The sequence below is a fragment of the Lachnoclostridium sp. An76 genome, assembly GCF_002161355.1.
Classification (GTDB): Bacteria; Bacillota; Clostridia; order Lachnospirales; family Lachnospiraceae; genus Mediterraneibacter; species Mediterraneibacter caccavium.
The window spans coordinates 688,198-713,985 of sequence record NZ_NFHL01000001.1 but is presented as its reverse complement, the minus strand read 5'-3'; the positions used below and the strand labels follow the sequence as shown (position 1 = coordinate 713,985).

Sequence of the window (25,788 nt, the reverse complement as noted above, 5' to 3'; positions counted from 1 at the left end):
AACAGGGAAAGGGAAATGGAATTACAGCCTGGATTTTTATTTCTTTTAATGAGCAAAGTCGCTCAGGGGGATTTCACAGTAAAACTGGAAACCAGCAGCAAACTCAGCGAGATACGGAAACTGTACGGGGATTTTAACCTGATGGTCAGAGAGCTGGCGGCTACAGAGACGCTTCAGATGGATTTTGTATCCAATGTTTCCCATGAATTTAAGACGCCCATCAGCGCCATAGACGGATAGGCAGAGTATACGGACAAGATCGTATACAATGTGAGACGGCTGTCCGGCCTGGTCAGCAATATCCTTCTGCTTTCCAGAATCGAGAATCAGGCGATCCTCTCCAGGAAGGAGAAGTTCCGGCTGGACGAACAGATCCGGCAGGCAATCCTGGCTCTGGAGACAAAGTGGACGGAAAAGGAAATCAATCTGGAAGCGGAATTAGAGACAGTTGCTTACACCGGAAATGAGCCGCTCCTTCTGCATGTCTGGCTGAATCTCATTGACAATGCCGTGAAATTCAGCCCAAAGGGAGGAAGCATACGGATCCGCCTGACCGCTTCGGAGCAAAATATCCTTGTTTCCGTGCGGGATCATGGATGCGGGATCGCGGAGCCGGATCTGAAACGGATTTTTGATAAATTTTATCAGACCGACACTGCTCACAAGGAAGAAGGGAACGGGCTTGGCCTAGCGCTGGCACAGAGGATCCTGCTGATCCATCAGGGAAGGATCGAAGTGGAAAACTGCCGGACAGGAGGATGCCGTTTCTCTGTGATCCTTCCGGTGGTAAAGGAAAGTGAAAAATAATCCTTATTTTGAATCTCTTTACTTCTGGCAGGCAGGACAGTAAACGCTGCTCCTGCCGCTAATGACGGTACGAACAAGCGTTGTACCGCAGTTTTGGCATGGCTCCCCGCCATGCCCGTACACCTGCAGGAAAGGAGTATTGCGATAGTCCTGCCCTTTGCCCTGCAGATATTCTTCCGGTGAGATCCGGTTTTTCTCTATAAAATAAGACAGACATTTCGGAATTTCCGCGGCAAGGCGCTGCCATTCTTCCTCTGTCAGGCTGTTTGCCGGGCGGGCAGGTCTGATCTTTGCCCGAAACAGGATTTCATCGGAGTAAATATTGCCGATCCCGGCAATTACGCTCTGGTCGAGCAGACATTCTTTGATCGCCTTTTTTCGTCTCCCCAGTTTATCCTGCAGATATTCAGCACCGAATTTTTAGTCAAAGGGCTCCAATCCCAATTTGCCGATTCCGCTGTATGTATCTTCTTCGCCGTTTTGGATCAGCCAGAAGCGCCCGAAGCGGCGGGTATCGGAAAAGTGCAGTTCAGTCCCACTATCCAGCCGCAGAATCATATGGGTATGTTTTTCCATCGGGTGGTCGGGCGGCGCGGCAAGCAGGCAGCCTGTCATGCGCAGATGCAGGATGATCCGGCTGTCGTTTTTCAGATGTTGCCGCCAGAAAGATATTTTCGATCACACACCAGATGGTGGCAAAAGGATTCAGTTTGGAAACATATTCGCCGTTTAAGCCCTTTGACCGGAATACAGGGATAATGACATAGGGCGCTTCTTTCAGCATGGTATACTGCTTCGTAAAATTCCATCCTTCAATCCTCCGTTTCTCTGTTGATCAGCTCTGCCAGATTTTTTGTAAATGTCCGTGAGAGGGCGATGAGCTGTTCCTGCTCCTTTGGCGTAAACATAGACATGGCCGTGTCTTCTGCCCATGTGATGTGGCGGACGACTTTTAAGAACAATCCGAAATTTTACATTGCGACATGGAAACAGGATGTATTATACTTAAGGGAGAGAAAATGGATAAAACAAAACTACAATGGCATCCGGCATTTGGCGCCGCGCTGCGTATCACGCTGCAGGATGAGATGCAGTATCTGGAGATGCATGAAGAACACTTGTTGAGCAAAAAGCCTCTGCAGATGGATATACTTATTATCAAAAAACTTCAGGAAGTTCAGATAAAGAAGACGATCGGGCGGGTCTTCAGGAAACATAATATCATAGAGTACAAATCGCCTGACGACAGCCTGAGCGTGAATGATTTTTACAAAGTATACGGCTATGCCTGTATTTATCAGTCCAACACAGACAGGATTAAAGAGATCGATCCGGAAGAACTGACTCTCACCTTTGTGTGCAGCCATTATCCGAGAGAATTACTGAAACATCTGGAAAATGTCAGGGGAATGCATGCAGAGTATCAGGGAGCCGGAATCTATTATATCACGGGAGATCCCATCCTCATGCAGCTTCTGATTACGCCTGAACTGTCAGACGGGGAGAATTACTGGATCCAAAGCATGAGGACTGATCTTCGCGCAGGCGAAGAGATACGGAAACTGATGAGAGAATATGAGAAACACAGAAAATCGAAAGATTATGCTGCTGTGATGAATCTGATCACAAGGGCAAACTGGGAACAGATGGAGGTGGAAAAGAAGATGTGTGATGCATTAAACGAACTTTTTGCGGAAGAGCTGAAAGAAGCGGACAGCAGAGGAAGAACAGAAGGAATGAAACAGGGAAAACGTGAAATGATCTTTGCATTTTTAAAGGCAGGTGTGGATATTAAGACGATCAAAGAAGCAAGCGGTTTAAATGAGGGGGAGATCGAATTGATCCGCAGAGAGATGGAGCAGAGCTAAAGATCTACCGGAATAATAAAATATAAAGACTCCGCCTTTCAGGAATCCTAAACCATACAGGGATACCTGAAAGGCGGAGTTTTGTTATGTCACCGGAAATATCAACAAATGTTGAGGTTCTGTTGAAGTTTAGTTGAAGTTACGAAGTTATCATAGATGTATCAGAAATGAAAAGAAATAAATCGAATCAAAGATTACAGAGGGAAACTGTAACGATCAAGGAGTAAAGATGGACAGTTTAATAAAGTGTATCTGTTATCTGGCAATCTTAGGAATATCTTGATGTTTGTGATATAGAGGAACCCTATTCTGTTGCAGATTACCAAAAAGCAGCATACGAAGTGATCGATCAGATTTTACAGAGAGGACATATTCCTTTTCTTGTCGGCGGGACCGGGCTTTATATTTCTTCAGTAGTGCGTGGATATGACTTTCAGGAGGAAACGATAGATCCAGCATATCGGAATGAGCTGGAGAAAAAATCACTGGAAGAACTTCAGGATATGCTTTCGGACGAGGCAAAAACGTTTTTAGGTGAAAATAATTCTGACAGAAACAATAAGAGACGGCTGATCAGACTATTGGAAAAGACTAGGAACGGAGAAAAACTGACAGCACAGAATTCTCCCCGATATAAAGCACTGCAGCTTGGCGTTACATGGGAAAAAAGTATTTTACATCGCAGAATTGATGAAAGGCTGAAGCAGAGGCTGGATCAGGGGATGATCGATGAAGTACAGTGCTATCTGGCGGCAGGTAATTCCCCGGAATATCTATATCGTCTCGGGCTGGAATACCGCTATGTAGCGGACTATCTGGATGGAAAATATCCTTCGTTTGAAGAGTTTTATGATCATTTGTCACAGGCCATTAAGCGGTTTGCAAAAAGACAGATGACCTGGTTTAGAAGAGATACGGCGATCCACTGGCTCGATATGGAACGGGAATACTTTGAGCAGGCGTGTAAATTATTAGATCGCTTTTTGAAAAAATAGTATGCATCGATGAGAACCGCATTGCGCCTCCTTTCCAAACGTAGTAAGATGGTACTACAGATGGAAAGGGGGCTTTTTGTATGGAATGGACGCCGCTGCCGATAGGCGTTGACAATTTTGAAAAATTAAGGGACAGAGGATATTACTATGTAGATAAGACACTGTTCATCAAAGATCTCATTGACATGCACGGGGAAGTCAACCTTTTCACCCGCCCGAGACGCTTTGGGAAGACGCTGAATATGAGCATGCTGAGATATTTTTACGAGATATCTGACGAGGACCGCTCCCGTCTGTTTGCAGGGACTAAGATCATGGATGCAGGGGAAAAATATATCGAAGAGATGGGACAGTATCCCGTGATCTCCCTGTCGCTGAAATCTATGAAACAGGCAAGCTATAAATCCGCATTTTATTGTCTGAAAGAAGATATCTCAAGAGAATTTAACCGGCACCGCAATCTGTCAGAGGGGATTGAAACCGAGGAGATCCGGCTGAAATATCATCGCTTTGCAGCAGGTACAGCGGAAGATGACGAATATCTCACAGCATTAAAATTTCTCTCAGAATGCCTGTACTTTTTTTACGGACGCAAGACAGTCATCCTGATCGATGAGTATGATGTGCCATTGGAAAATGCGTATTTCAACGGCTTTTATGACAGGATGGCGGTGCTGATCCGTTCGCTGTTCGAGTCGGCGCTGAAGACAAATGATACGCTGGAATTTGCCGTAGTGACAGGCTGTCTGAGGATCAGCAAGGAATCTATTTTTACTGGATTAAATAATCTGAACGTTGTCTCGATCATGGATACAACTTACGCGGAACATTTCGGATTTACTCAAAGTGAAGTGGATCAGATATTGAAACATTATGGCCTTGAGAAGAATCACAGTGCGGTTAAAACATGGTATGACGGATATCAGTTTGGGGATACAGAGGTGTATAATCCGTGGAGTGTTATCAGCTATGTGAATTCCTGTTATAAAGATAAAAATGCACTGCTGAAGCCTTACTGGTCCAATACCAGCTCCAACAGCATTGTGCGCACACTCGTGGAGCGGGCGGACCTTTCGGTAAAGCAGGAGATCGAAGCCCTGATCGAGGGAAAGACCATCACCAAGCCAATCCACGAGGATATCACTTACGACGACATGGATTCTACCCAGGACAATCTCTGGAATTTTCTGTTCTTCACCGGCTATCTGAAGAAGATCAGCGAGCATCAGGATGGTGAGGAGATCCTTGTGGAGATGGCGATCCCAAACAGCGAGGTGCGTTATATCTATAAAAACACTGTTCTGCGCTGGTTTGAGGAAAAGACGAAGAAGAAAGAACTCTCACCGCTCTATGAGAGTATCCTTGACGGTGACCGGGAGAAAATGGCTGAGATCCTCTCAGAAAATCTGATGGAGACGATCAGCTTTTATGACTATCAGGAGAGCTACTATCATGGATTCCTGGCAGGGATGCTGAAAAATATCGGGAACTACATCGTACTCTCCAACCGGGAATCCGGCAACGGAAGGCCGGATATCGTGCTGAAATACCCCAGCGTCCGCGGTAAGGCGGTTATCCTCGAGATCAAGGTGGCCCGCACGTACCAGGAGCTGGAAAGCAAGTGTGACGAGGCGCTCCGGCAGATCGACGAGCAGAAGTATGAGGAGGCTCTGAGGCAGGAAGGGTATTCCAATATCCTGAAGTACGGGATCGCCTTCTACAGAAAAGAGTGCATGGTAAAATAACTGTATCAGGAGCGGTCGGGCGGATTCCTGCGGTACTGCATGGGAGTCACTCCGAGCTGCTTTTTAAAGACAGTCTGGAAATGGCTCTGGGAAGAATACCCGAGATAAACACTGATCTCTCTTAAAGATTTGTCCGTATAACGGAGGAGGCGCTGCGCTTCCTCTGTTTTTTTGATACGGATAAAGTCCGACAGGGGGATGCCTGTTTCCTCGTGGAATTTCCTGGACAGCCATGTCCGGCTGAAGTGCAGTTTTTCTGCAATTTTTTCTGTGGAGACAGGGTCCGACAGGTGGTGGCGCACATACTCAGCCACAGCCGCTGCCAGGGCGGAGGAATTCCCGTGGAGTTTAAGGTTTGACACCTGTGAGGTAAAGTCCAGGACCATGTGATACTGGAGGTTTATGATCCGGTCCGGTGTCTGCAGGAGCTCGCATTTCCGGATATAGGCGTCGCTCAGGGAAAACGCGTCCTCCACGTCCATCCCGCCCCGGACCGCCGCCCGGGATGCGAGAGTGGCTGTCACGATCAGCGTATTTTTGACCTGGCGGAGCTGATCGGGAGCTATGCTGCCGGGACGTACCGCAGGAGCATCCTTCAGCCATTCATCCAGTGCGCCGACGTCGCCTTTTTCGATCAGATCCAGAAGTGTCTGCTCGGTCCTGTAAGTGTTGTGTACTTCCTGGGCAGCAGGGTCAAGGAGATCCTGATCATATCTGTGCTCCGCATGTTCCCTGCCGAGCTGGGCATTGTACATCTGCTGTTCATCTTCGCGGATCGTCAGGTCTGTGATCTCAAGCATTTCTTCATTTAAGAAAAAGTTTACCGACAGGAGCATCTGCAGCAGGCTTTCCAGCGGCAGGGAGATGACCGCTCTCATGCCGGAGACGAAAGCATCCGTTTCTTCGGACGGCACCCCGGCGAGGAAAGCGAGCTCCCGGAGTTCCTGGACCCTTGCGGAGGTCAGCCTGGTTGGCCCGGAAATGATGCTGTAATCTTCATAATTTACGATCCCGTAGGAATAGAAAAACTGGGCGGTGTAGTAACCGATGTGGGAGCGGATGTCCAGGATCTCGTCTTCGCACAGGCAGATGGGATCTACAGGCAGCCACACGACAGAGTGGGAAAAGATGAGGCTCCTGTTTTTGTAGATGCGGATCGGCACGCCGGAAAGATTCCCGATCATCGTGCAGATATAGCGGAGTGTTTCCTCGGTTTTCCGGTTATCAGACATGGCAGTTCCCTCCTTTTTAACCTCATGCGCAAAGTTCTTTGAAATCCGTATTATCAGACACAATTATACAAAAGAAAATACAGATATGCAAGATAAGTGTATGCCCATGTGATAAGATTGATGATAGATCACTGTCAGTATTTTACAGATCAGATCACCACGGATAGTTTACCAAAATTTACAAAAATACAGGTCAAGAGGATGGATGTATGGATATTGAAAAACTGATCGGGAAAATGACTACAGAAGAGAAGGCGGCTCTTGTGTCGGGCACGGATTTTATGTACACGAATCCCATCCCGCGCCTCGGGATCCCTTCTCTGTGTATGGCGGACGGGCCTCACGGTCTGCGGAAACAGACAGGAGAGCAGGACAACGGCATCGCCCAGAGTGAACCGGCAACAGCGTTCCCCACGGCTGTGACAGCCGCTTCGTCATGGAACCCGGAGACTGCGCGCAGGATCGGGCGGGCCATCGGGGAAGAGTGCAGATATTATGGCGTGCATGTCCTTCTCGGACCCGGAGTGAACATCAAGAGGAATCCGCTGTGCGGCCGGAATTTTGAGTATTTTTCCGAGGATCCGCTCCTGGCAGGCTCCATGGGCACGGCGGAGGTCCAGGGTGTGCAGTCCCAGGGAGTGGGCGTATCTGTGAAGCATTTCGCTTTGAACAACAGTGAAAACTATCGGTTTATGGGCAACAGCATCGTGGACGAGCGCGCTGCAAGGGAGATCTACCTGAAAGCCTTTGAACAGATCGTTAAGGAGACGGCTCCGGCGTCCATGATGTGTGCCTACAATCAGATCAACGGGACGTACTGTTCGGAAAACAGATGGCTTTTGACGAAGGTGCTTCGGAAAGAGTGGGGATTTGACGGCGTTGTCATGACAGACTGGGGAGCTATGCACAACCGGGTGAAAAGCCTGAAAGCAGGACTGGACCTGGAGATGCCGGGGGACACTGCCATCTGCAGGCGGTGGATCCTGGACGCTGTCAGGGAGGGGAAGCTGTCCATGGATGTTCTGGATCAGGCAGTAAGGAATATCCTGAAATGGGTCAGCAGGTATACAGGGACAGAAAAAGCAGAGTCCGTGGACTGGGAAGCACACCATGCACTGGCGGCCCGGGCGGCGGAGGATTCGGCAGTGCTCCTGAAAAACAACGGGATTCTTCCGTTGAAAGAAGGGGAAAAGATCCTTGTCGCAGGAGAGCTCTTTGAGAAAATGCGCTATCAGGGAGCCGGGAGCTCCATGATCCATCCCACCCGGGTCACAACGGTGAAAGATGCCTTTGAAGAGAGGCAACTTTCTTATGAATATGTTCCGGGGTACAGGGTGAACAGCACTGCAGCGGACTTTGGGCTGGTCAGGGAGGCTGTGGAGCGCGCTGAGGGATATGATACAGTGCTGGTATTTGCCGGGCTTACGGACGATGTGGAGAGCGAGGGCTGTGACCGGGCGGATATGCGCCTGCCGGAGAACCAGCTGGAGCTGATCCGGGCGCTTGCAGAGACCGGGAAGAAGACCGCGGTCGTGCTCTTTGGCGGCTCGGCTGTGGAACTTCCGTTTGCGGATCAGGTGCAGGCGATCCTGCACATGTTCCTTCCGGGGCAGAACGGAGGTACTGCCGCAGTGCGGCTGCTATACGGGGATGCCAATCCTTCCGGCCGTCTGGCGGAGACATGGCCCGTCTCGTATGAGGATGTTCCGTTTTCCGGATCGTTCGGAAAGGAGATCCGCGAGATATACAGGGAAAGTGTGTATGTGGGGTACCGCTATTATCTGACAGCAGGGAAGAGGGTGCGGTTTCCTTTTGGATACGGCCTGTCCTACACGACATTCGACTACAGAGAGATGCAGGTCGAAGAGACAGAAGAGGGGTTCCGGGTCACCTGCATGGTGGAGAATACGGGGCTGCGGGACGGCGCTGAGGTCGTACAGCTCTATGTCAGTGCTCCACGCACCCGGATTTTCAAGCCGGAGAAAGAACTGAGGGCATTCCGGAAAGTCTACGTCAAAGCCGGGGAGAGTGTGCAGGTTACACTTGCGGTAAAGACGGATGATCTGCGGTACTATCATACCGGGAAGAAGAGATGGATCCTGGAGCCCGGGAAGTATGGATTCCAGCTCTGCCGGGACTGCTGTACAGTGATGCTTTCGGAGACGGTATCCCTTGCAGGGGAAGAGGCAGATCCTCCTTACAGCCCGGAAGCGGAGGAAATCTACGGGCACGCGGATCTGGAAAAAGTGACGGATGAGGTATTTACCGGGATGAGCGGTGTGACGGTCCCACAGCCGCTGCCGTCCCGGCCTGTGACTCTGGAATCCAGGTTTACGGACCTGAACCAGTCGTTTTTCGGCAGGATCCTCTTCCGCGCTGTGCTGAGTGTTGCGGAGAAGCAGAGGAAAGAGGCGGAGCGTATGCCGGAGGGAACGGACAAAGACAATAAACGCAAAGGCGCGGTATTCTTAAAGAGGATCCTGGAGTCCAATTCCCTGATCAGTATGTCCATGTCAGCGGGCAGGTCCATGCCCTACCATTTCGCCTGCGGCTTCCGGGAACTGGCGAACGGACATCTGCTGCGGGGGATCCGGTATTTCCTCTCCCCGGTGAGAGTGCCGGAACTGCCGAAGAATCAGACAGAAAAGAAAAAAGATGAAAGGAAATGAGGCTAATGAGAGAGATCACGATAAAGAAACTTCCGGCTTCGCGCATCCGGACAGAGCATATTTCCCGGAAGGAGAAGTGGCTGGGCTATCTGGCGGGACCGAGCGGTGCCCTTTTGCTCAATGCGGTCCTTGCCACTTATCTGAACGTATTTTACACAGACGTACTGAAGCTGACCGGGGTCTGGGGCGGCGCCTTCCTGATGGTGTTCCCGATCGTCTCCAAAATTATTGATGCTGTTACCAATGTGATCATGGGGAGGATCATTGACCACACGAGGTCAAAAGAAGGCAAAGCGCGTCCCTGGCTGCTCCTGTCGGCGATCCTGATGCCAGTCACAGCGATCCTGCTGTTTACCGTGCCGGGCGCCGCGGAGCATGGGGGTCGTGCTGACCGGGCAGTTTATCAAGAATATCGGCGGCCTGCCGTCTGCCTATGTGTTTATGGCACTCTTTGCGGATGTGCTGGATCATATTGAGTGGAAATACGGGTTCCGCTGCGACGGGATCTCCACATCCGTCAATACCATAATCGCCACAGTCTGTGTGGGGATCAGTGCAGGGATCCTGAATCTCTGCCTGTCCCTGTCCGGATATATTGCCCCGGAATACGACGCTCTTACAAATACTACGGTAGGATTTGTGCAGAATGCTGCCACGCAGAATGTGTTTATTTTCTTTTTCGTAGGGCTGGAAGTTATCACAGCAGTGCTCATGGTCATCCTTCTGAAATTTTTAAATGTTGAGAAAGACATCGAAAGAGAGCAGGCGGAGATCAGGGCAAGGAAAGAGAACGGAGGAAAATGATGAGAGCAGTAAATCTAAAGACAGAATATCTGAGAGATCCGATGGGGATCGATATTGTAGAGCCGCGTCTGTTCTGGAACTGCGGGGGCGGGACCGTGCAGAATGCATACCAGATCGTATGCAGGGATGACAGCGGCCGGATCCTGTGGGATACAGGGAAGGTGTCAGGAAGCAGCATGAGGGCTGTCTATTCCGGCAGTCCGCTGAAAAGCCGTACCCGTGTGCTCTGGAAGGTACGCCTGTGGGATGAGACGGACAGTCAGGGCGGATGGTCTGATGAGGCTTCGTTTGAGATCGGCCTTCTGTCCCCTTCGGATTGGAAGGCATCCTGGATCACCGGGGATTATAAGGCGGATCCGAAGAAAAGATATCCGGCAGACTGCTTCCGGAAACGCTTTGCATGCAGAGGCGCAGTGAAAGCCAGGCTCTACGCCTCTGCATGCGGAGTATATGAGGGCTGTATAAATGGCAGGAAGGCAGGAAATTTTGTCCTTGCCCCGGGAGTCACGGACTATAAGAAGCGCATCCAGTACCAGACGTATGATGTGACGGAACTGCTGAAAGACGGAGAAAATGAGCTGACTTTCCAGCTGGCGGACGGCTGGTACAGGGGAAGCACAGGCGCATGGGGCCTGCGGAACCAGTACGGCACAGAAACAAAACTGCTGGCGCAGCTGGAGCTGACCTTCCCGGACGGATCCGGGGAGACTATTGCATCAGACGGAAGCTGGGAATGGTCTTCTGACGGGCCCATCCGGTTTGCGGACAACAAGGACGGGGAGATCGTGGATGCAGGCAGGGAGCCTTCTTATTCCGGAAAGGCGAGAGTGACGTCCTGCGGCGTGGTCCCGTCTGCTTCGGACAATGTGCCGGTCACGGAGCATGAGCAGTTCACCCCGGTCCGGACAAAGACGCCGTCCGGAAAACTTCTCCTTGATTTCGGGCAGAATATGGCAGGTTATATCCGTTTTTCCTTCCGGGCGGAGCGGACCGGGAAAATGATCCTGAGATTCGGGGAGATGCTGGATGAAAATGGCGAACTGACACAGAAAAATATCCAGTGCAGCAGCAGAAAGAAGACAACACCTCTTCAGAGGATCATATACAGGTGCAGGAAAGGGCTCAATGTGTACAAGACCAGGTTTGCCGTGTTTGGGTTCCGCTACTGTGAGGTCAGTGCGGACGATCTTTCGGATCTGGAAGATGCGGAGTTCACAGCTGTGGCTGTTTACTCGGACCTGCGGCGGACGGGATTTTTCAAAAGCTCAAACGCCCTGCTCGATCAGTTCGTGGAGAGCACGGTCTGGTCGGCCAGGAGCAATTTCCTGGATATCCCGACAGACTGTCCGACCCGGGAGCGGCACGGCTGGACAGGCGATGCCCAGATCTTCTTTGACACAGCGGGCTGGCTGTTCGACTGCGCTGCGTTTTTCAGAAAATACGTGCAGGATATGTACGACTGGCAGAGAAAGGACGGATGCCTCCCTCAGATCGTCCCGGAGGGCGGAGTGGATTTTTATATGGATGCCATGAACGGATCCGTGGGGTGGGCGGACGCAGGTATCCTGATCCCCTATCGGTTCTGGAAGAGGTACGGGGACCGCTCCATACTGGAGAAATATTATAAGGGGATGAAGAAGTATGCCCGGTTCATGATAAAGCGCTGCGGGAAGCATACTCTTCTGTCGAAGCCTCTGCGGATCCCGCACGGGTACAGGAAGTACGCGGTCAATGCGGGGCAGTCCTACGGCGAGTGGGCGGAGCCCGCGGACGTCCATCCGAATAAATGGACGGACATGGTACTGCCGCACCCGGAGGTATCTACCGCATATACCAGTTTTGTCATGGGGCACATGGCGGAGATCGCGGCGGAGCTGGGGGAAGAGGCGGATTCTGACCTTTACAGGGAATATGCGCGGCAGGTGCGCAGATCCTATCAGGCGATCCGCAGCCTGCCTGAGTTTACCCTGGATACAGACCGGCAGGCAATGCTGGTGCGTCCTCTGTATATGGGACTTCTGGATACGGAAGGCAGGAAATATGCGCAGGAGCGCCTGGTGAAGGCGCTGGATCATTACGGATGGAGGCTGGGGACGGGATTCCTCTCTACTCCGCTGATCCTGGATGTGCTCTCGGAGATCGATATCGGATATGCCTACCGTCTGCTGGAAAACGAAGAGATGCCAGGCTGGCTCTTCATGCCGAAGCACGGCGCCACGACCATCTGGGAGTCGTGGGAGGGGACAGAGGCGCAGAACGGGATCGCGTCCCTGAACCATTATTCCAAGGGAACGGTGTGCGCGTGGCTGTTTGAGACCATGTGCGGGATCCGGATCGACGGGGAGAACCACTTCCTGCTCAGTCCGAAGCCGGGCGGCAGCTTTACCTATGCGGGCGCATCTTACGACAGTATATACGGAACTGTAGCCTGCCGGTGGGAGCGCAGTGATGCGGGTGTGAGATATACGGCCGAGATACCGCCGAATACGTCTGCCCGTGTCGAACTTCCGGGGATGGAACCATTTGAGGTAAAGGCGGGAAAATATGAGTGGATGGCGGAGACTGAGAAAATGACTCAGAAAAAATAGCCGCAAAGTGACAAAATCACTGTTCTATCCATATGAAATATGATATCCTCTCCTCACAGGCATGAGACTATAATGGAGAATGACATGCCGGAATAAGCAGTGCGTGAGGAAAAGGAGAATTCGCATATGGGATTTACGATCGAGACGGGAATATCAGCAGTTACTGTTTTCATACAGGGGCTTTTAAGCTTCTTTTCGCCCTGTGTGCTGCCGCTGGTGCCGCTGTACCTCGGGTACCTGGCAGGCGGGCTGAACGTGGGGACGGGCGGCGGCGCCGTCCAGGCCGGAGACCCTGGGGCAGGTCCTGCCGGGCCGGGGAAGAGAGAACGCCTGAAGCTGTTTATCCGCGTGCTGTTTTTTACGCTCGGGATCAGCGGAGCGTTCTTCGTGCTGGGGATGGGCGCGTCGGCGGCGGGCAGCTTCTTCAATGACAACCGGATGCTCTTCGCCCGCATCGGAGGAGTGCTCGTCATCCTGTTCGGGCTGTACCAGCTGGGTGTCTTCGGGAGCTCAAAAGTCCTCGGCTCGGAACACCGGCTCCCGCTCAGGCTGGAGAAGATGACAATGTCCCCGGTAACGGCACTGATCATGGGTTTCGCTTTCAGCTTCGCCTGGACTCCCTGTGTAGGTCCGGTACTGACCAGCGTGCTCCTGATGGCCGGGAGCGCGGAGACCGGGGCAAAGGGATTCCTGCTGATCGGAGTATATACGCTCGGCTTTATCCTGCCCTTCCTGGCGGCAGGGATATTCACGGCAGGCCTTCTGGCATGGTTTAAGAAACATATGAAGATCGTCAGGTATACGGTAAAAGTGGGCGGCGTGCTCATGATCCTGATGGGGCTTCTGATGTTTACGGGGAAAATGAATGACATTACAGGATATCTGTCTTCTGTGTCACAGAGCAGTACCGGGACAGATGCCGATGACAGTGACAGCGGAAAAGAAGATCCCGCAGACGGTGAAGGCAGCGGAGATGCCCGGGACAGCGGCTCAGAGGATGACGGCGCAGAGGATGACGGCAGTCCAGAGGGCGGAAGCAACGCTCAGGACGGCGGGGACACCGCGGACAGCGATGATGGGACGGATGCGGATCAGACAGTCCGGGCGTATGAGTTTGAGATGGAAGACCAGTTCGGGAATGTGCACAGGCTGGATGACTACAAAGGGAAGGTCATATTCCTGAATTTCTGGGCGACGTGGTGCGGACCGTGCAGGAATGAGATGCCCGAGATCCAGAAGCTGTATGAGGAATATGCAGCCCAGGGGGAGAATGCCGAAGTGGCTGTCATCGGCGTGGCAGGACCCGGCATGGGCGGAGAAGGATCAAGAGAAGAGATCACTGCATTTATGGAAGAAAACGGCTATACGTACCCGGTGCTCATGGATGAGACAGGAGAGATGTTCAGCTATTATGGGATCTCAGCATTTCCGACGACGTTCATGATCGACAGAGAGGGAAATGTATACGGATATGTGAGCGGCCAGCTTACGGAGGATATTATGAGGAGCATTATTGACCAGACTTTGGAGGGCGGCGCTTAAAGCCCAGTCCAAAGCAGACGCCCAGGGAGAGGATAGCACCCTGGGCGTCCTGCTTTTTCGCTTCTTCCTGAAACATTACAATGCCTGAAAACGGCGTTTGAAAGCGGGCGGGGCTTGCCGGGGGACGGCTGTCATGGTATGCTTTCAAAGTACAGATAAAAAGGCGGAGGTCATATGGTCACAATAGAGAATCAATGTTTTTCGGTTTCACAGATATGCAGGTCCGGGCAGTGTTTCCGCCTCGATCCGGCAGGAGACGGGAGTTATGAGCTGATCGCAGGAGAGAGGTTCCTTAAGATCAGTGCGGACGGCGCAGAGGCATCGGGGAAGACGGTCCTGTACTGCTCCCGGGAAGAGTATGAGTCTTTCTGGAAGGAATATTTTGATATGGATACCAGTTATGAGAAGTATCTGGCAGGGATCGATCCGGAAGACGAGTATCTGCGGGCAGCAGCACAGTTCGGCAGCGGGATCCGCATTTTAAAGCAGGATGTGTGGGAGATGATCATCACTTTTATCCTGTCCCAGCAGAACAATATCCCCAGGATCAAAGGGCTGATCCAGGCAGTCAGCGGGAAATACGGGAAGAAGATAGAGACAGAAGACGGCAGGATGTACAATGCATTTCCCACTCCTGATGAGCTGTCATCGGCTGCGGAAGAAGAACTCCGGGCGCTGAAGCTGGGATACCGCAGCAGGTATATCTGCGGCACAGCGCGCATGATCGCGTCGGGGGAAGTAGATCTGGAACAGGTGAAAAAGATGGATTATCTGACGGCGAGAGCGGAACTGATGAGGCTTCCCGGGATCGGCGGCAAGGTGGCGGACTGCATCTGCCTGTTTGCCCTGCACCATATGGATGCGTTTCCTGTGGACACACATATACAGAAAGTGCTTGACGCGAGGTACGGCGGGAAGTTCCCGTTTGAGAAATACAGGGGATGCGCAGGGGTGATGCAGCAGTACATATTTTATTATGACCTGAACAATAATGGCAAAGGCTGAGTGAAAGGAGAAGAGCAGATGAAGGTACTTGTAGTAGTGGATATGCAGAATGATTTTATCGACGGAGCTCTCGGGACAAAAGAGGCGGAGGCTATCGTGCCGGGCGTTGTGGAGATGATCCGGGGGTTTGACGGGAAGGTGATCGCCACAAGGGATACGCACGGGGAGGATTATCTGGACAGTGAGGAGGGCAGGCATCTGCCGGTGCCGCACTGCATAAAAGGGACAGAAGGCTGGGAGATCCGCCGGGAAGTGATGGAAGCCCTGGATGAAAAACAGGGATGTCTGCTGATAGACAAACCGTCGTTCGGAAGCGTGGAGCTCGGGGAATCTGTAAAAAATCTGGAAGGGGCGGAAGGATCTGTGGAAGAGATCACTCTGGCCGGGCTGTGCACGGATATCTGTGTGATCTCCAATGCCCTTCTCCTGAAAGCATGCTGTCCGGAAGTCCCCATACGGGTGGCGGCATCGTGCTGCGCTGGGGTGACGCCGCAGAGCCACAGCCAGGCGCTGGAAGCGATGAAGGTGTGCCAGATAGAAGTCTTCTGATGTCTGGCGGATTGTAAAAGACAGGACAGAGTGATAAAATACAGACAGTGACAGATTTAAAGGAGGGTTTGCTATGGATAAGAAAGTGTTTCGCAGAGTCAGAAGCAGGGGCTAAAGTATTCGGCGGGGCGGAGGCCGCTTCCGGAGTGGCAGCCCATGCAAAGAAGATCAAAGCGGAAGGAGCTGCATACTGCGACTGCCCGGCGTGTGCTGCTGTAGAGAAGATCCTGGAGAAGAAAGAAGAGATCCTGGCATAAAACATACGGCGGAATGGGACAGAAATACTTGAAATCGATACATTTAAGATTGATACAGGAGATGAGATCATGGAATCAACATTAAAAGATCTGAAAGAGAGAAGGAGCATCCGCGCGTATAAACCGGAGCAGATCAAAGAGGAAGAGCTTCAGAAGATCCTCGAGGCAGGAACTTACGCGCCTACCGGGATGGGGATGCAGTCTCCGAAGATCATTGTAGTGCAGGATAAGGAGACAAGAGATTATCTCTCGAAACTCAATGCCAGAGTGATGGACGATGAGGAGTCGGATCCGTTTTACGGAGCGCCTACTGTCCTGGTGGTGCTGGCTTCAAAGGAACGCCCCACCTGTGTGGAGGACGGCGCTCTCGTCATGGGAAATCTGATGAATGCCGCTTACGCAGTGGGAGTGGGCTCCTGCTGGATCCACAGGGCGAGAGAGGTATTTGGCTCTGAAGAGGGGAAGGCGCTTCTTAAGAAATGGGGCGTCGAAGGCGATTATATCGGCGTCGGACACTGCATCCTCGGTTACCCTGCGGATGGCGCAGTTCCTGAGGCAAAGCCGAGGAAAGACGATTACATCGTATACGTGAGGTAAGGAGATGTCAGGGATCATCTGTGTGGGCCTGGGCGGGGCCCTGGGAGCAGTGCTCCGGTATGGGCTCAGCCTGCTTCCTTATAAAGGGGATTTCCCGGTCCTTACCTTTGTGACAAATGTGCTGGGAGCGTTACTGATCGGATGTATCGCAGGCATGGCTGCGAGAAAGGATCTGCCTGCGGACCTGGTCCTTTTCCTTAAGACCGGAGTGTGTGGAGGATTTACGACATTTTCCACATTTTCGCTGGAAGCGTACACCCTGCTCGGGAAAGGACACTATGGGATGGCGTTTACATATATGTGTGCGAGCGTCATCTTCTGCCTTGCCGGTGTTATGGGCGGGATGTACATGGCGGAGAAAATCGGATGAACTGTTACTGCTAATAATTTCTTAAGAATTTTCTGTACCGAAATTTGTGGCGGCAATTACCGAACAATGGTACAATAGGGGGCAGGATGAGTGCCTGTGCGTCAGACAGATACAACAGGAGAAGAGACTGTGCAGGCCAGGAGAAAGGAGACCGGAAAATGGAATCATATATGCAGATGCTCACAGATTGCGCGAAGAAAGCTGCCGTCGAGGCGGCTAAGATGGGAACGGCAGATAAGAACAGAGGGCTGCTTGCAGTTGCGGATGAACTGACCGCGCAGCAGGATATGATACTGGAAGAAAATGCAAAAGACCTGGAAGCGGCGAAGGAGAAAGGAATCAAGCAGTCTCTGATCGACCGGCTCGCCCTCTCTGAGAAACGGATCGCTGATATGGCGGAAGGACTCAGGCAGATCGCAGCCCTGGACGACCCGGTGGGCGAAGTGCTGTATATGAAGACGAGACCCAACGGACTGAGGATCGGGAAAAAGAGAGTCCCCCTGGGTGTGGTCGGGATCATTTATGAGTCCCGCCCCAATGTGACGGCGGATGCCTTCGGACTCTGCTTTAAGACCGGGAATGCTGCGATCCTCCGCGGAGGCAGCGATGCGATCCATTCCAATCAGGCCATCGTGCGCGCCATCAAATCCGGACTGCGCAAGGAAAAACTCTGCCAGGATGTAGTCCTGCTCGTGGAGGATACGAGCCGCGAGGTTGCCGGTGAGATGATGAAGATGCACGGCGGCATTGATGTGCTCATCCCCAGAGGCGGCGCAGGATTGATCGCGAATGTGGTGGAGAACAGCACAGTTCCGGTGATCGAGACGGGTACAGGCAACTGTCATGTCTATGTGGACGCATCGGCAGATATCCGCATGGCGGCAGACATCGTGGAAAATGCAAAGACCCAGAGACTGGGAGTATGCAATGCCTGCGAGTCTCTGGTTGTCCACAGTGAGATCGCGCCGGAAGCCCTTCCACAGATTGTGGAGAGGCTGAAGGCTCATGATGTGGAAATCAGGGGCGACGAGAGGGCAAGGGCGATCAGTGAAGAGATCATCCCCGCTTCGGAAGAAGACTGGGGGACAGAATATCTGGACGCCATTATTTCAGTGAAGATCGTGGACTCCATTGACGAGGCGATCGCCCATATCAACAAATATAATACCGGACATTCAGAGTCCATTATCACGAATGATTATAACAATGCCCTGAAGTTCCAGGATGAGATCGATGCAGCGGCAGTGTATGTGAACGCATCTACCAGGTTTACGGACGGGTTTGAGTTCGGATTCGGCGCGGAGATCGGGATCAGCACCCAGAAGCTCCACGCGAGAGGGCCCATGGGGCTGGAGGCACTGACAACGACGAAATATGTGATTTTTGGAAACGGTCAGATACGGAAATAGAAGATTTCCCTGTTTACAGTATATTGACTACGAACATTGTATATACTATAATATAAGTACAGAATACTGTACGTGAAAGAGGTGATATCTTTGTTGGCAGTAAATTATACAGAACTTCGCGGGAATATGAAAGAGTGTATGGATAAGGTTTCTGATGACTATGAGACTCTTATCATAACGCGAAAGAAAAACAGGAATATTGTAATGATTTCTGAAGAAACTTATAATAATATGCTTGAAAATATGCATTTGCTTGGAAATGAAGCAAATTACAGGTGGCTGATGGAGTCAAAGAGACAGCTGGAGAACGGGCAGGCGGAAGTCAGGAAATTGATCGAGGTCGAAACGGATGAATAAAATATTTACGGTTAATGGCTGGAAAGATTATATTTACTGGCAGACCGAGGACAGAAGGACTTTGAAGAAAATTAATTCTCTGATTGAAGATATCTGCCGAAATGGAAACTCAGGAATTGGAAAGCCGGAGCCGTTGACCGGAGATCTGTCAGGGTACTGGAGCAGGAGGATCAATGATAAAGACAGACTGGTCTATAAAATAGATGAATATAATGTCTATATATTATCATGCAGATTCCATTATTCTGATAAATAATTATAAAAAAGTTCAGGCGGAGCAACAGAATTTTTTCTGCTGCTCCGCCGAACTTTTTATAAAAATTGCCAGAAGCCTCTATCATCGTCCGCCAGCCAGCCATCTGCGGTATATGTGGTAACCTCCCAGGGCGGAGAATAGGCTCAGGCGCATCATTCGGAAAACGCATAACTCGACGGCTGGACTGTTATCAGAAATGTGAAATAAATAGAAAAATACGCTTGCATAATATGCATAAAAGTTGTATTATTATGCAAGCACTCTTACTAAATATTTTCATGAAATGCTTTACTTCCTATTAAATGAGGTATATCATAGGAAACTGTGATACGCATGCTACATGCAGGACAGTAATACCAGAAAGGAAAAAAGACTATGATCAGAGTTGGGATCATCGGGGCTACCGGCTATGCAGGCGGCGAGCTCGTAAGGATATTATCAGGACATAAAGATGCAGAGATCAAATGGTACGGCTCCCGGAGCTATATCGATCAGAAATACGCAGATGTATACAGGAATATGTTTCAGATCGTGGACGCGGTCTGCATGGACGACAATATGGAGGAACTCGCTTCCCAGGTGGACGTGATCTTTACCGCGACGCCTCAGGGGCTGTGCGCCTCCCTTGTAAATGAAGACATCCTCTCAAAGACAAAGATCATAGACTTAAGCGCGGATTTCCGCCTGAAAGATGTAAAGGTCTATGAGGAGTGGTACAAGATCGAGCATAAGGCGCCTCAGTTTATAGAAGAAGCAGTGTACGGCCTGTGCGAGGTGAACCGGGAGAGCGTAAAAGGCGCAAGGCTGGTGGCAAATCCGGGATGCTATACGACCTGTTCCATCCTCACTGCATATCCTCTTGCAAAGGAGGGGATCATCGATATGGATACCCTCATTATTGATGCAAAATCCGGCACATCCGGCGCGGGAAGAGGGGCAAAGGTCCAGAACCTGTTCTGTGAGGTCAATGAGAATATGAAGGCATACGGTGTGGCGTCCCACAGGCACACTCCGGAGATCGAGGAGCAGCTCGGCTATGCTGCGGGGAAACCGATGGTCTTGAGCTTTACGCCACATCTTGTTCCCATGAACCGGGGCATCCTGGCTACAGAGTATGCAAAGCTGACCAGGGATGTGAGCTGGGAAGATGTAAAGGCAGTGTATGATAAATATTACGGAAACGAAAAATTCATCCGCGTGCTGGACAGGGACGTCTGCCCGGAGACAAAATGGGTAGAGGGCAGCAATTACGTGGACATCGGATTTAAGATCGACCCGCGGACGAACCGCATCATCATGATGGGCGCCATTGACAACCTGGTCAAAGGCGCGGCGGGACAGGCAGTGCAGAACATGAACCTGATGTTCGGCTTAAAGGAGAGCGAGGGGCTGGAGCTCGTGCCCATGTTCCCGTAAAGCGCCGGGCAGCAGGCGGCAGGACCGGCTGTAGAGAGCAGGGCAGCATTGCAGCGATAAAGTCAGAAAAGGAATGGATACTATGATACGAGTGATGACAATAGACGATTATGACGGGGTGTACGCCCTCTGGAAGAAGATCCGCGGGTTCGGCATCCGCAGCATCGATGATTCCCGGGACGGGGTGGACCGTTTCCTGAAGCGCAACCCTACCACCAGCGTGGTCGCAGAAAAGGACGGGAAGATCGTGGGGAGCATCCTCTGCGGGCACGACGGCAGGAGAGGATGCCTGTACCATGTGTGCGTGGATGAGGCGTACCGAAGGCACGGCATCGGCAGGGCGATGGTCGTATTTGCCATGAAGGCGCTCAAAGAGGAGAAGATCAACAAGGTGTCCCTGATCGCGTTTACGAAAAATGATATCGGAAATGCATTCTGGAATACCATTGGCTGGACAGAGCGCCTGGACCTGAATTATTACGATTTCACTCTGAATGAAGAGAATATCACTGCATTTAATGAACAGTAGTGATAAATGAAGAGCAGAAATAAATGAACAACAGAAATAGATGAACAGCAGAAATAGATGTACAGCAGAAATAGATGAACAGCAGATATCTGGCAGGCAGATAAAGGAGATGGGCATATGAGCATAAAAATGATCGATGGCGGAGTCACCGCCGCAAAGGGATTTCAGGCGGCAGCCGCGGCTGCGGGCATCAAGTACCAGGGCAGGACGGACATGGCGCTGATCTACAGCGAAAAGCCATGCAAGGCGGCAGGGACATTTACCACGAATGTGGTGAAAGCGGCGCCCGTGAAATGGGACCGGGCTGTGGTGGAGAGCAAAAAGAAGCCCCAGGCAGTGGTGGTCAATTCCGGGATCGCCAATGCGTGCACCGGCGAAGAGGGCATGAGATACTGCCGGGAGACCGCGGATGAGGCGGCTGAGATACTGGGGATCGAGAGGGACAGTGTGCTTGTGGGATCCACCGGGGTCATCGGCATGCAGCTTCCCATGGACAGAGTGCGGGCGGGCATCGCAGTGCTCGCGGCGGCGAAAAAGCCGGATCTGGCGAGCGGCACAGCGGCGGCGCAGGCGATCATGACCACGGATACGAGGAAAAAAGAAGCAGCCGTGACATTTGAGATCGGAGAGAAGACTGTGACCATCGGCGGCATGGCAAAGGGGTCAGGGATGATCCATCCGAATATGTGCACTATGCTCTCCTTTATCACAACGGACGCAAAGATCTCAAAAAAGGCGCTCCAGAAGGCGCTGAGCGAAGATGTGGAAGACACTTATAACATGATCTCCGTGGACGGGGATACTTCCACCAATGACACGGTGCTCCTGCTGGCAAACGGGATGGCGGGCAATGAGAAGATCCGCGTCGGCACCCCGGAGTACGAGACCTTCAAAGAGGCGCTCCACTGTGTCAACGAAACACTGGCAAAGATGATGGCAGGGGACGGCGAGGGGGCGACCGCCCTTTTCGAGGCAAAGATCATCGGGGCAAAGACAAAGGAACAGGCAAAGACGCTGGCAAAATCCATCGTCTGCTCCAACCTGACGAAAACGGCCATCGCGGGCCATGACGCCAACTGGGGACGCATCCTCTGCGCGATGGGATACTCGGGGGCGGAGTTTGACCCGGAGAAGGTAGACCTGTACTTTGAGAGTGCTGCCGGGAAACTGAAGATCATCGAGAATGGCACAGCCACGGATTACAGCGAGGAGAAGGCGACGGAGATCCTCTCCCGGCCGGAGGTGACCGCGGTCGCGGACATCAAAGAAGGAAATGAGGAAGCAGCGGCATGGGGCTGCGACCTGACACACGGATATATTGAGATCAACGCAGATTACAGAAGCTGATAGGCAGGAGGGTATTATGAACGAAAATATGCAGAAATACCTGGACAAGGCACAGGTGCTCATCGAGGCCCTGCCCTATATCCAGCGCTTTAACAGAAAGATCATTGTAGTGAAATACGGCGGCAGCGCCATGGTAGATGAGAGCTTAAAGGAGCGGGTGATCCAGGATGTGACTCTCCTGAAGCTCTGCGGTTTCAAGCCCATCATCGTGCACGGCGGCGGCAAGGAGATCAGCAAGTGGGTCGGAAAGGTCGGCATGGAGCCGAAATTCATCAACGGGCTTCGCGTGACAGATGAGGAGACCATGGAAGTGGCTGAGATGGTGCTTGGCAGGGTGAATAAAAGCCTGGTGCAGCTTGTGGAGAGCCTGGGCGTGCGCGCCATCGGCATCAGCGGAAAAGACGGGGCGCTCCTGAAGGTGGAGAAAAAATATTCTGACGGCCAGGATATCGGATATGTGGGCGAGATCAAAGAAGTGAACGCCCAGATCCTCTATGATCTCCTGGAGAAAGATTTCCTCCCGATCGTCTGCCCGGTAGGACTGGACGACGAGTACAATACATATAATATCAATGCGGACGATGCGGCATGCGCCATCGCCCGCGCCATGAAAGCGGAGAAGCTGGCGTTCCTGACGGATATCGAGGGTGTGTACAAGGATCCGGACGACCCGTCCACCCTGATCTCCGAGCTCGAGGTGGCTGAGGCGAAGAAGCTGATGGCTGACGGCTATATCGGCGGCGGCATGCTGCCCAAGCTCCAGAACTGTATCGACGCCATCGAGAATGGCGTGTCCAGGGTCCATATCCTGGACGGGCGTATCCCCCACTGTCTCCTCCTTGAGATCTTTACGAACAAGGGGATCGGGACAGCCATATTGAACAGTCAGGAAAGCAGGTATTATCATGGTGAATGAAAAGATCAAAGCAGCGGAAGAAAATCTGATCCACGTATACAACCGTTTCCCCATCGCGCTTGACCACGGCGAGGGGATGTACGTGTATGACACAGAGGGAAAAGAGTATCTGGACTTTGCGGCAGGGTTTGCCGTGACAGGGCTGGGATACGATAACAAAGAACTGAATGAGGCGTTAAAGGCGCAGATCGACAAACTGTACCATATATCAAACCTTTACTATCACGAGAGCTGCGGCGAGGCTGCGCGTGAGCTGAACCGGATTTCCGGCATGGACCGGGTATTCTTTACCAACAGCGGGAGCGAGGCGAACGAGGGCGCCCTCAAGGCGGCGAGACGCTACGCGTACACAAAAGGCACAGGCAGGTATGAGTTTATCGCCATGGAGCATTCCTTCCACGGCAGGAGCTTCGGCGCAGTGTCCGTCACAGGGCACGGGCCGTACAGGGAGCCTTTCGAGCCGCTGGTGCCTGGGGTGAAGTTCGCGAAATTTAACGACCTGGACAGTGTGGAGGCGCTTGTCAGCGACAAGACCTGCGCGATCATCCTGGAACCCCTCCAGGGCGAGGGCGGGATCAACCTTGCCACACAGGAATTTATGGAAGGAATCCGCAGGATCTGCGATGAGAATGACATCCTCATGATCTGCGATGAAGTCCAGTGCGGCATGGGGCGTACGGGGACCATGTTCGCATGGCAGGGATTCGGCGTGAAGCCGGACATCCTGACCATGGCAAAGGCGATCGGGAACGGCATCCCTGTGGGCGCATTCGCCATGACAGAGCGGGTGGCGGAATATTCCCTGAAACCCGGGGACCACGGGGCAACCTACGGCGGGAACCCGCTGGCATGCACCGCGGTAAAGACGGTGATCAAGATTTTTGAGCGGGACGATATCGTGGGGCACGTCAATCAAGTGGCACCGTATCTCACGAAGCGCCTGGACGAGCTTGTGGAAGAGATGGACTGCGTCACAGAGCGCAAAGGCAAGGGACTGATGCAGGGCATCGTGGTCACGAAGCCGCTTGCGGAAGTCAACCGGAAAGCCATCGAAGAAGGGCTTCTGATCATCCAGGCGGAAGGGAATGTATTCCGTTTTGTGCCGCCGCTGATCGTGGAGGAGAAGCACATCGATGAGATGATCGGGAAGATGAAGCGGGCGTTGTCTTAACCAGGAGAGACACACAGCGGCACAGCAATGCAGACACACTGTGGAACAAGACAGGAATAAGAAACCGGCCAGGGGACATACTAAGGGAAAAGCAGGCATAAACTGCATGGAGGTATGGAACATGGCTGGTTTTTTTATTGCCCTGATCTCCGGGGCGCTTATGAGCATACAGGGAGTATTTAACACACAGGTTACGAAGACAACCGGAGTGTGGGTCAGCAACGGCTGGGTGCAGATCACGGCGTTCGCGGTCTGTCTGGCGGCATGGCTGTTTACCGGGCGGGACAGCGTCTCTGCCATCGCAAAGGTAGAGCCAAAGTATATGCTGCTGGGCGGGGCGATCGGAGCTGTGATCACATGGACTGTGATCAAGAGCGTTGCGGCGCTGGGACCTGCGAAGTCCGCGCTCCTCATTGTCATCGCCCAGCTCGCGGTATCGTATCTCATCCAGCTCTTCGGGATGTTCGGCATGGACAGAGAGCCGTTCTCCTGGCGGAAACTGGGCGGGCTCCTTGTGGCAGTGATCGGGATCGCGGTATTCCAGTGGGAGTAGGATATGCAGGGGGGTATCGCAGATACAGATATATGTAATAAATCTGTAACAACCTGTTAATACCGTAACAAAGAATTAATTGTCTATTGTAATTTTGATAAAAATTCGTTACAATGTTACTGTCCGGCATAAAAGGGGTATCTCTCCCGGTCTGGGAACTGTGGAGAAAAATATGCATGACAGAATGAAAAAAATGAAGGCAGTATGGCTCCCGATCCTGGCAGCGGCTCTCGTGTCTGCGGGATGTTCCGATAAGGATGGAGAGAGCCTGGAAGAGCTGTCAGTCTCTGCTGAGAGCGAGACGGAAGAAGAGGGAGCTGTCCCGCAGGAAGAACAGGAGCCTGCGGAGACGGTCTATGTCTATGTGTGCGGGGCAGTGAATGCTCCCGGGGTATATGAATTAAAAAAGGACGCCCGTGTATTTGAAGCGATCACTCTCGCCGGCGGCATGACGGCGGAGGCGGCGCCTGAGGCAGTCAGCCAGGCGAGGACCGTGGCGGACGGGGAACAGATCTATGTCCCCACAGTCCGGGAGGTTCAGATGCAGGGCTCCGGGGTTGAAGATATCGTAACCGGAAATGCGGACGTAAGCGGGAAAGTAAATATTAATACAGCCGGAAAAGAGGAACTCATGACCCTGACAGGGATCGGTGAGGCAAAGGCTCAGAGCATCCTGGACTACCGTGAGGAGCACGGTAAGTTCGGGAGCATTGAGGACCTGATGCTGATCGAGGGAATCAAAGAGGGAGTATTTAATAAAATAAAAGAAGACATAACGATATGAGACAGGAGTCAGGTAGTGGAGT

General features: G+C 52.1%; 27 protein-coding genes and 3 pseudogenes. 25 read left to right on the top strand and 5 right to left on the bottom strand.

Translation table 11 applies throughout. The features are described 5' to 3' along the window. Positions 1-15: 15 nt before the first annotated feature. Together B5G27_RS03240 and B5G27_RS03235 are read left to right on the top strand one after the other, a co-directional pair. Entirely contained in the window at positions 16-240 is a 225-nt protein-coding gene (locus tag B5G27_RS03240) for a hypothetical protein (protein WP_087177524.1), read from the top strand. Positions 241-270: 30 nt separating this feature from the next. Continuing rightward, entirely contained in the window at positions 271-807 is a 537-nt protein-coding gene (locus tag B5G27_RS03235) for a sensor histidine kinase (RefSeq protein WP_162611173.1), read from the top strand. Positions 808-825: 18 nt separating this feature from the next. On the opposite strand, the gene B5G27_RS17000 is transcribed toward B5G27_RS03235, so the two are convergent. The 4 genes and pseudogenes from B5G27_RS17000 to B5G27_RS15920 all read right to left on the bottom strand — a co-directional run bounded on the left by B5G27_RS17000 (position 826) and on the right by B5G27_RS15920 (position 1,591). Then, complete coding sequence (locus B5G27_RS17000; RefSeq protein WP_442911423.1) at positions 826-930, bottom strand: zinc finger domain-containing protein; 105 nt, start codon at positions 928-930, stop codon at positions 826-828. A gap of 78 nt (positions 931-1,008) precedes the next feature. After that, a pseudogene (locus tag B5G27_RS16995) lies at positions 1,009-1,212 on the bottom strand (hypothetical protein); the annotation flags it as partial. A gap of 15 nt (positions 1,213-1,227) precedes the next feature. Then, positions 1,228-1,422: a DNA-formamidopyrimidine glycosylase family protein gene (locus tag B5G27_RS16990; RefSeq protein WP_087177522.1), complete on the bottom strand. Its 195-nt coding sequence runs from the start codon at positions 1,420-1,422 to the stop codon at positions 1,228-1,230. Continuing rightward, a complete protein-coding gene (locus B5G27_RS15920) occupies positions 1,346-1,591 on the bottom strand; it encodes a hypothetical protein (protein WP_162611147.1) in 246 nt (81 codons plus the stop codon). Before B5G27_RS15920 ends, B5G27_RS16990 begins: the two co-directional genes overlap by 77 nt. A 235-nt stretch (positions 1,592-1,826) precedes the next feature. Between B5G27_RS15920 and B5G27_RS03215 the strand changes: the two genes are divergently transcribed. The 3 genes and pseudogenes from B5G27_RS03215 (at position 1,827) to B5G27_RS03205 (ending at position 5,415) form a co-directional block, all read left to right on the top strand. Then, positions 1,827-2,675: a hypothetical protein gene (locus tag B5G27_RS03215; RefSeq protein WP_087177521.1), complete on the top strand. Its 849-nt coding sequence runs from the start codon at positions 1,827-1,829 to the stop codon at positions 2,673-2,675. 290 nt (positions 2,676-2,965) lie between these two features. After that, positions 2,966-3,670, top strand: a pseudogene (locus B5G27_RS03210) (tRNA (adenosine(37)-N6)-dimethylallyltransferase); the annotation flags it as partial. 80 nt (positions 3,671-3,750) lie between these two features. After that, positions 3,751-5,415 carry an AAA family ATPase gene (locus B5G27_RS03205; RefSeq protein WP_087177519.1) on the top strand — a complete coding sequence of 555 codons (1,665 nt, stop codon included), beginning with the start codon at positions 3,751-3,753 and terminating at the stop codon, positions 5,413-5,415. A 5-nt stretch (positions 5,416-5,420) separates the two neighbouring features. On the opposite strand, the gene B5G27_RS03200 is transcribed toward B5G27_RS03205, so the two are convergent. Beyond that, positions 5,421-6,647: a helix-turn-helix domain-containing protein gene (locus B5G27_RS03200; protein ID WP_087177518.1), complete on the bottom strand. Its 1,227-nt coding sequence runs from the start codon at positions 6,645-6,647 to the stop codon at positions 5,421-5,423. A 209-nt stretch (positions 6,648-6,856) separates the two neighbouring features. On the opposite strand from B5G27_RS03200, the gene B5G27_RS03195 reads away from it, so the two are divergent. The 20 genes and pseudogenes from B5G27_RS03195 to B5G27_RS03100 all read left to right on the top strand — a co-directional run bounded on the left by B5G27_RS03195 (position 6,857) and on the right by B5G27_RS03100 (position 25,766). Then, a complete protein-coding gene (locus B5G27_RS03195; RefSeq protein ID WP_087177517.1) occupies positions 6,857-9,316 on the top strand; it encodes a glycoside hydrolase family 3 C-terminal domain-containing protein in 2,460 nt (819 codons plus the stop codon). Between the two features lie 5 nt (positions 9,317-9,321). Next, positions 9,322-9,792: an MFS transporter gene (locus B5G27_RS03190; protein WP_162611172.1), complete on the top strand. Its 471-nt coding sequence runs from the start codon at positions 9,322-9,324 to the stop codon at positions 9,790-9,792. Continuing rightward, on the top strand, positions 9,692-10,120 hold the full coding sequence (locus tag B5G27_RS03185; RefSeq protein WP_087177515.1) for an MFS transporter: 429 nt from the start codon (positions 9,692-9,694) through the stop codon (positions 10,118-10,120). The genes B5G27_RS03190 and B5G27_RS03185 overlap by 101 nt, the downstream gene beginning before the upstream one ends. Continuing rightward, positions 10,117-12,708, top strand: coding sequence for an alpha-L-rhamnosidase (locus B5G27_RS03180; RefSeq protein ID WP_206608967.1), 2,592 nt, complete (start codon positions 10,117-10,119; stop codon positions 12,706-12,708). The genes B5G27_RS03185 and B5G27_RS03180 overlap by 4 nt, the downstream gene beginning before the upstream one ends. Before the next feature lie 126 nt (positions 12,709-12,834). Continuing rightward, positions 12,835-14,250 carry a cytochrome c biogenesis protein/redoxin gene (locus tag B5G27_RS03175; protein ID WP_087177513.1) on the top strand — a complete coding sequence of 472 codons (1,416 nt, stop codon included), beginning with the start codon at positions 12,835-12,837 and terminating at the stop codon, positions 14,248-14,250. A gap of 174 nt (positions 14,251-14,424) precedes the next feature. Further along, positions 14,425-15,255, top strand: a complete 831-nt coding sequence (locus B5G27_RS03170; protein ID WP_087177512.1) for a DNA-3-methyladenine glycosylase family protein — start codon at positions 14,425-14,427, stop codon at positions 15,253-15,255. An 18-nt stretch (positions 15,256-15,273) separates the two neighbouring features. Beyond that, on the top strand, positions 15,274-15,804 hold the full coding sequence (locus tag B5G27_RS03165; RefSeq protein WP_087177511.1) for a cysteine hydrolase family protein: 531 nt from the start codon (positions 15,274-15,276) through the stop codon (positions 15,802-15,804). Positions 15,805-15,893: 89 nt separating this feature from the next. Further along, positions 15,894-16,061, top strand: a pseudogene (locus B5G27_RS03160) (molecular chaperone Hsp90); the annotation flags it as partial. 69 nt (positions 16,062-16,130) lie between these two features. Beyond that, positions 16,131-16,658 (top strand): nitroreductase, encoded by a 528-nt coding sequence (locus B5G27_RS03155; protein ID WP_087177510.1) that lies wholly within the window; start codon positions 16,131-16,133, stop codon positions 16,656-16,658. Positions 16,659-16,662: 4 nt separating this feature from the next. Then, a complete protein-coding gene (gene crcB / locus B5G27_RS03150; RefSeq protein ID WP_087177509.1) occupies positions 16,663-17,028 on the top strand; it encodes a fluoride efflux transporter CrcB in 366 nt (121 codons plus the stop codon). Between the two features lie 158 nt (positions 17,029-17,186). Next, a complete protein-coding gene (locus B5G27_RS03145) occupies positions 17,187-18,437 on the top strand; it encodes a glutamate-5-semialdehyde dehydrogenase (protein ID WP_087177740.1) in 1,251 nt (416 codons plus the stop codon). 90 nt (positions 18,438-18,527) lie between these two features. Beyond that, positions 18,528-18,794, top strand: a complete 267-nt coding sequence (locus B5G27_RS03140; RefSeq protein WP_087177508.1) for a type II toxin-antitoxin system Phd/YefM family antitoxin — start codon at positions 18,528-18,530, stop codon at positions 18,792-18,794. Further along, on the top strand, positions 18,787-19,050 hold the full coding sequence (locus B5G27_RS03135) for a Txe/YoeB family addiction module toxin (protein ID WP_087177507.1): 264 nt from the start codon (positions 18,787-18,789) through the stop codon (positions 19,048-19,050). Before B5G27_RS03140 ends, B5G27_RS03135 begins: the two co-directional genes overlap by 8 nt. Before the next feature lie 375 nt (positions 19,051-19,425). Next, positions 19,426-20,466: an N-acetyl-gamma-glutamyl-phosphate reductase gene (argC, locus tag B5G27_RS03130; RefSeq protein WP_087177506.1), complete on the top strand. Its 1,041-nt coding sequence runs from the start codon at positions 19,426-19,428 to the stop codon at positions 20,464-20,466. Positions 20,467-20,548: 82 nt separating this feature from the next. After that, positions 20,549-20,995 carry a GNAT family N-acetyltransferase gene (locus tag B5G27_RS03125; RefSeq protein WP_087177505.1) on the top strand — a complete coding sequence of 149 codons (447 nt, stop codon included), beginning with the start codon at positions 20,549-20,551 and terminating at the stop codon, positions 20,993-20,995. Between the two features lie 123 nt (positions 20,996-21,118). Beyond that, on the top strand, positions 21,119-22,342 hold the full coding sequence (gene argJ, locus B5G27_RS03120) for a bifunctional glutamate N-acetyltransferase/amino-acid acetyltransferase ArgJ (protein WP_087177739.1): 1,224 nt from the start codon (positions 21,119-21,121) through the stop codon (positions 22,340-22,342). Between the two features lie 16 nt (positions 22,343-22,358). After that, positions 22,359-23,258 (top strand): acetylglutamate kinase, encoded by a 900-nt coding sequence (gene argB, locus B5G27_RS03115; protein WP_087177504.1) that lies wholly within the window; start codon positions 22,359-22,361, stop codon positions 23,256-23,258. Continuing rightward, on the top strand, positions 23,248-24,429 hold the full coding sequence (locus B5G27_RS03110) for an aspartate aminotransferase family protein (RefSeq protein ID WP_164488434.1): 1,182 nt from the start codon (positions 23,248-23,250) through the stop codon (positions 24,427-24,429). Before argB ends, B5G27_RS03110 begins: the two co-directional genes overlap by 11 nt. 121 nt (positions 24,430-24,550) lie before the next feature. Continuing rightward, entirely contained in the window at positions 24,551-24,982 is a 432-nt protein-coding gene (locus tag B5G27_RS03105) for a DMT family transporter (RefSeq protein WP_087177737.1), read from the top strand. A 172-nt stretch (positions 24,983-25,154) separates the two neighbouring features. Then, a complete protein-coding gene (locus B5G27_RS03100) occupies positions 25,155-25,766 on the top strand; it encodes a ComEA family DNA-binding protein (RefSeq protein ID WP_087177503.1) in 612 nt (203 codons plus the stop codon). The last annotated feature ends 22 nt before the right edge of the window (positions 25,767-25,788 follow it).

Bases quoted from the DNA above. Each gene is read 5' to 3' on its own strand.
- B5G27_RS03240 (WP_087177524.1), top strand. From the start codon at position 16: ATGGAATTACAGCCTGGATTTTTATTTCTTTTAATGAGCAAAGTCGCT.
- B5G27_RS16990 (WP_087177522.1), bottom strand. From the start codon at position 1,422: ATGACAGGCTGCCTGCTTGCCGCGCCGCCCGACCACCCGATGGAAAAA.
- B5G27_RS15920 (WP_162611147.1), bottom strand. From the start codon at position 1,591: ATGCTGAAAGAAGCGCCCTATGTCATTATCCCTGTATTCCGGTCAAAG.
- B5G27_RS03215 (WP_087177521.1), top strand. From the start codon at position 1,827: ATGGATAAAACAAAACTACAATGGCATCCGGCATTTGGCGCCGCGCTG.
- B5G27_RS03205 (WP_087177519.1), top strand. From the start codon at position 3,751: ATGGAATGGACGCCGCTGCCGATAGGCGTTGACAATTTTGAAAAATTA.
- B5G27_RS03200 (WP_087177518.1), bottom strand. From the start codon at position 6,647: ATGTCTGATAACCGGAAAACCGAGGAAACACTCCGCTATATCTGCACG.
- B5G27_RS03195 (WP_087177517.1), top strand. From the start codon at position 6,857: ATGGATATTGAAAAACTGATCGGGAAAATGACTACAGAAGAGAAGGCG.
- B5G27_RS03190 (WP_162611172.1), top strand. From the start codon at position 9,322: ATGAGAGAGATCACGATAAAGAAACTTCCGGCTTCGCGCATCCGGACA.
- B5G27_RS03185 (WP_087177515.1), top strand. From the start codon at position 9,692: ATGGGGGTCGTGCTGACCGGGCAGTTTATCAAGAATATCGGCGGCCTG.
- B5G27_RS03180 (WP_206608967.1), top strand. From the start codon at position 10,117: ATGATGAGAGCAGTAAATCTAAAGACAGAATATCTGAGAGATCCGATG.
- B5G27_RS03175 (WP_087177513.1), top strand. From the start codon at position 12,835: ATGGGATTTACGATCGAGACGGGAATATCAGCAGTTACTGTTTTCATA.
- B5G27_RS03170 (WP_087177512.1), top strand. From the start codon at position 14,425: ATGGTCACAATAGAGAATCAATGTTTTTCGGTTTCACAGATATGCAGG.
- B5G27_RS03165 (WP_087177511.1), top strand. From the start codon at position 15,274: ATGAAGGTACTTGTAGTAGTGGATATGCAGAATGATTTTATCGACGGA.
- B5G27_RS03155 (WP_087177510.1), top strand. From the start codon at position 16,131: ATGGAATCAACATTAAAAGATCTGAAAGAGAGAAGGAGCATCCGCGCG.
- crcB (WP_087177509.1), top strand. From the start codon at position 16,663: ATGTCAGGGATCATCTGTGTGGGCCTGGGCGGGGCCCTGGGAGCAGTG.
- B5G27_RS03145 (WP_087177740.1), top strand. From the start codon at position 17,187: ATGGAATCATATATGCAGATGCTCACAGATTGCGCGAAGAAAGCTGCC.
- B5G27_RS03135 (WP_087177507.1), top strand. From the start codon at position 18,787: ATGAATAAAATATTTACGGTTAATGGCTGGAAAGATTATATTTACTGG.
- argC (WP_087177506.1), top strand. From the start codon at position 19,426: ATGATCAGAGTTGGGATCATCGGGGCTACCGGCTATGCAGGCGGCGAG.
- B5G27_RS03125 (WP_087177505.1), top strand. From the start codon at position 20,549: ATGATACGAGTGATGACAATAGACGATTATGACGGGGTGTACGCCCTC.
- argB (WP_087177504.1), top strand. From the start codon at position 22,359: ATGAACGAAAATATGCAGAAATACCTGGACAAGGCACAGGTGCTCATC.
- B5G27_RS03110 (WP_164488434.1), top strand. From the start codon at position 23,248: ATGGTGAATGAAAAGATCAAAGCAGCGGAAGAAAATCTGATCCACGTA.
- B5G27_RS03105 (WP_087177737.1), top strand. From the start codon at position 24,551: ATGGCTGGTTTTTTTATTGCCCTGATCTCCGGGGCGCTTATGAGCATA.
- B5G27_RS03100 (WP_087177503.1), top strand. From the start codon at position 25,155: ATGCATGACAGAATGAAAAAAATGAAGGCAGTATGGCTCCCGATCCTG.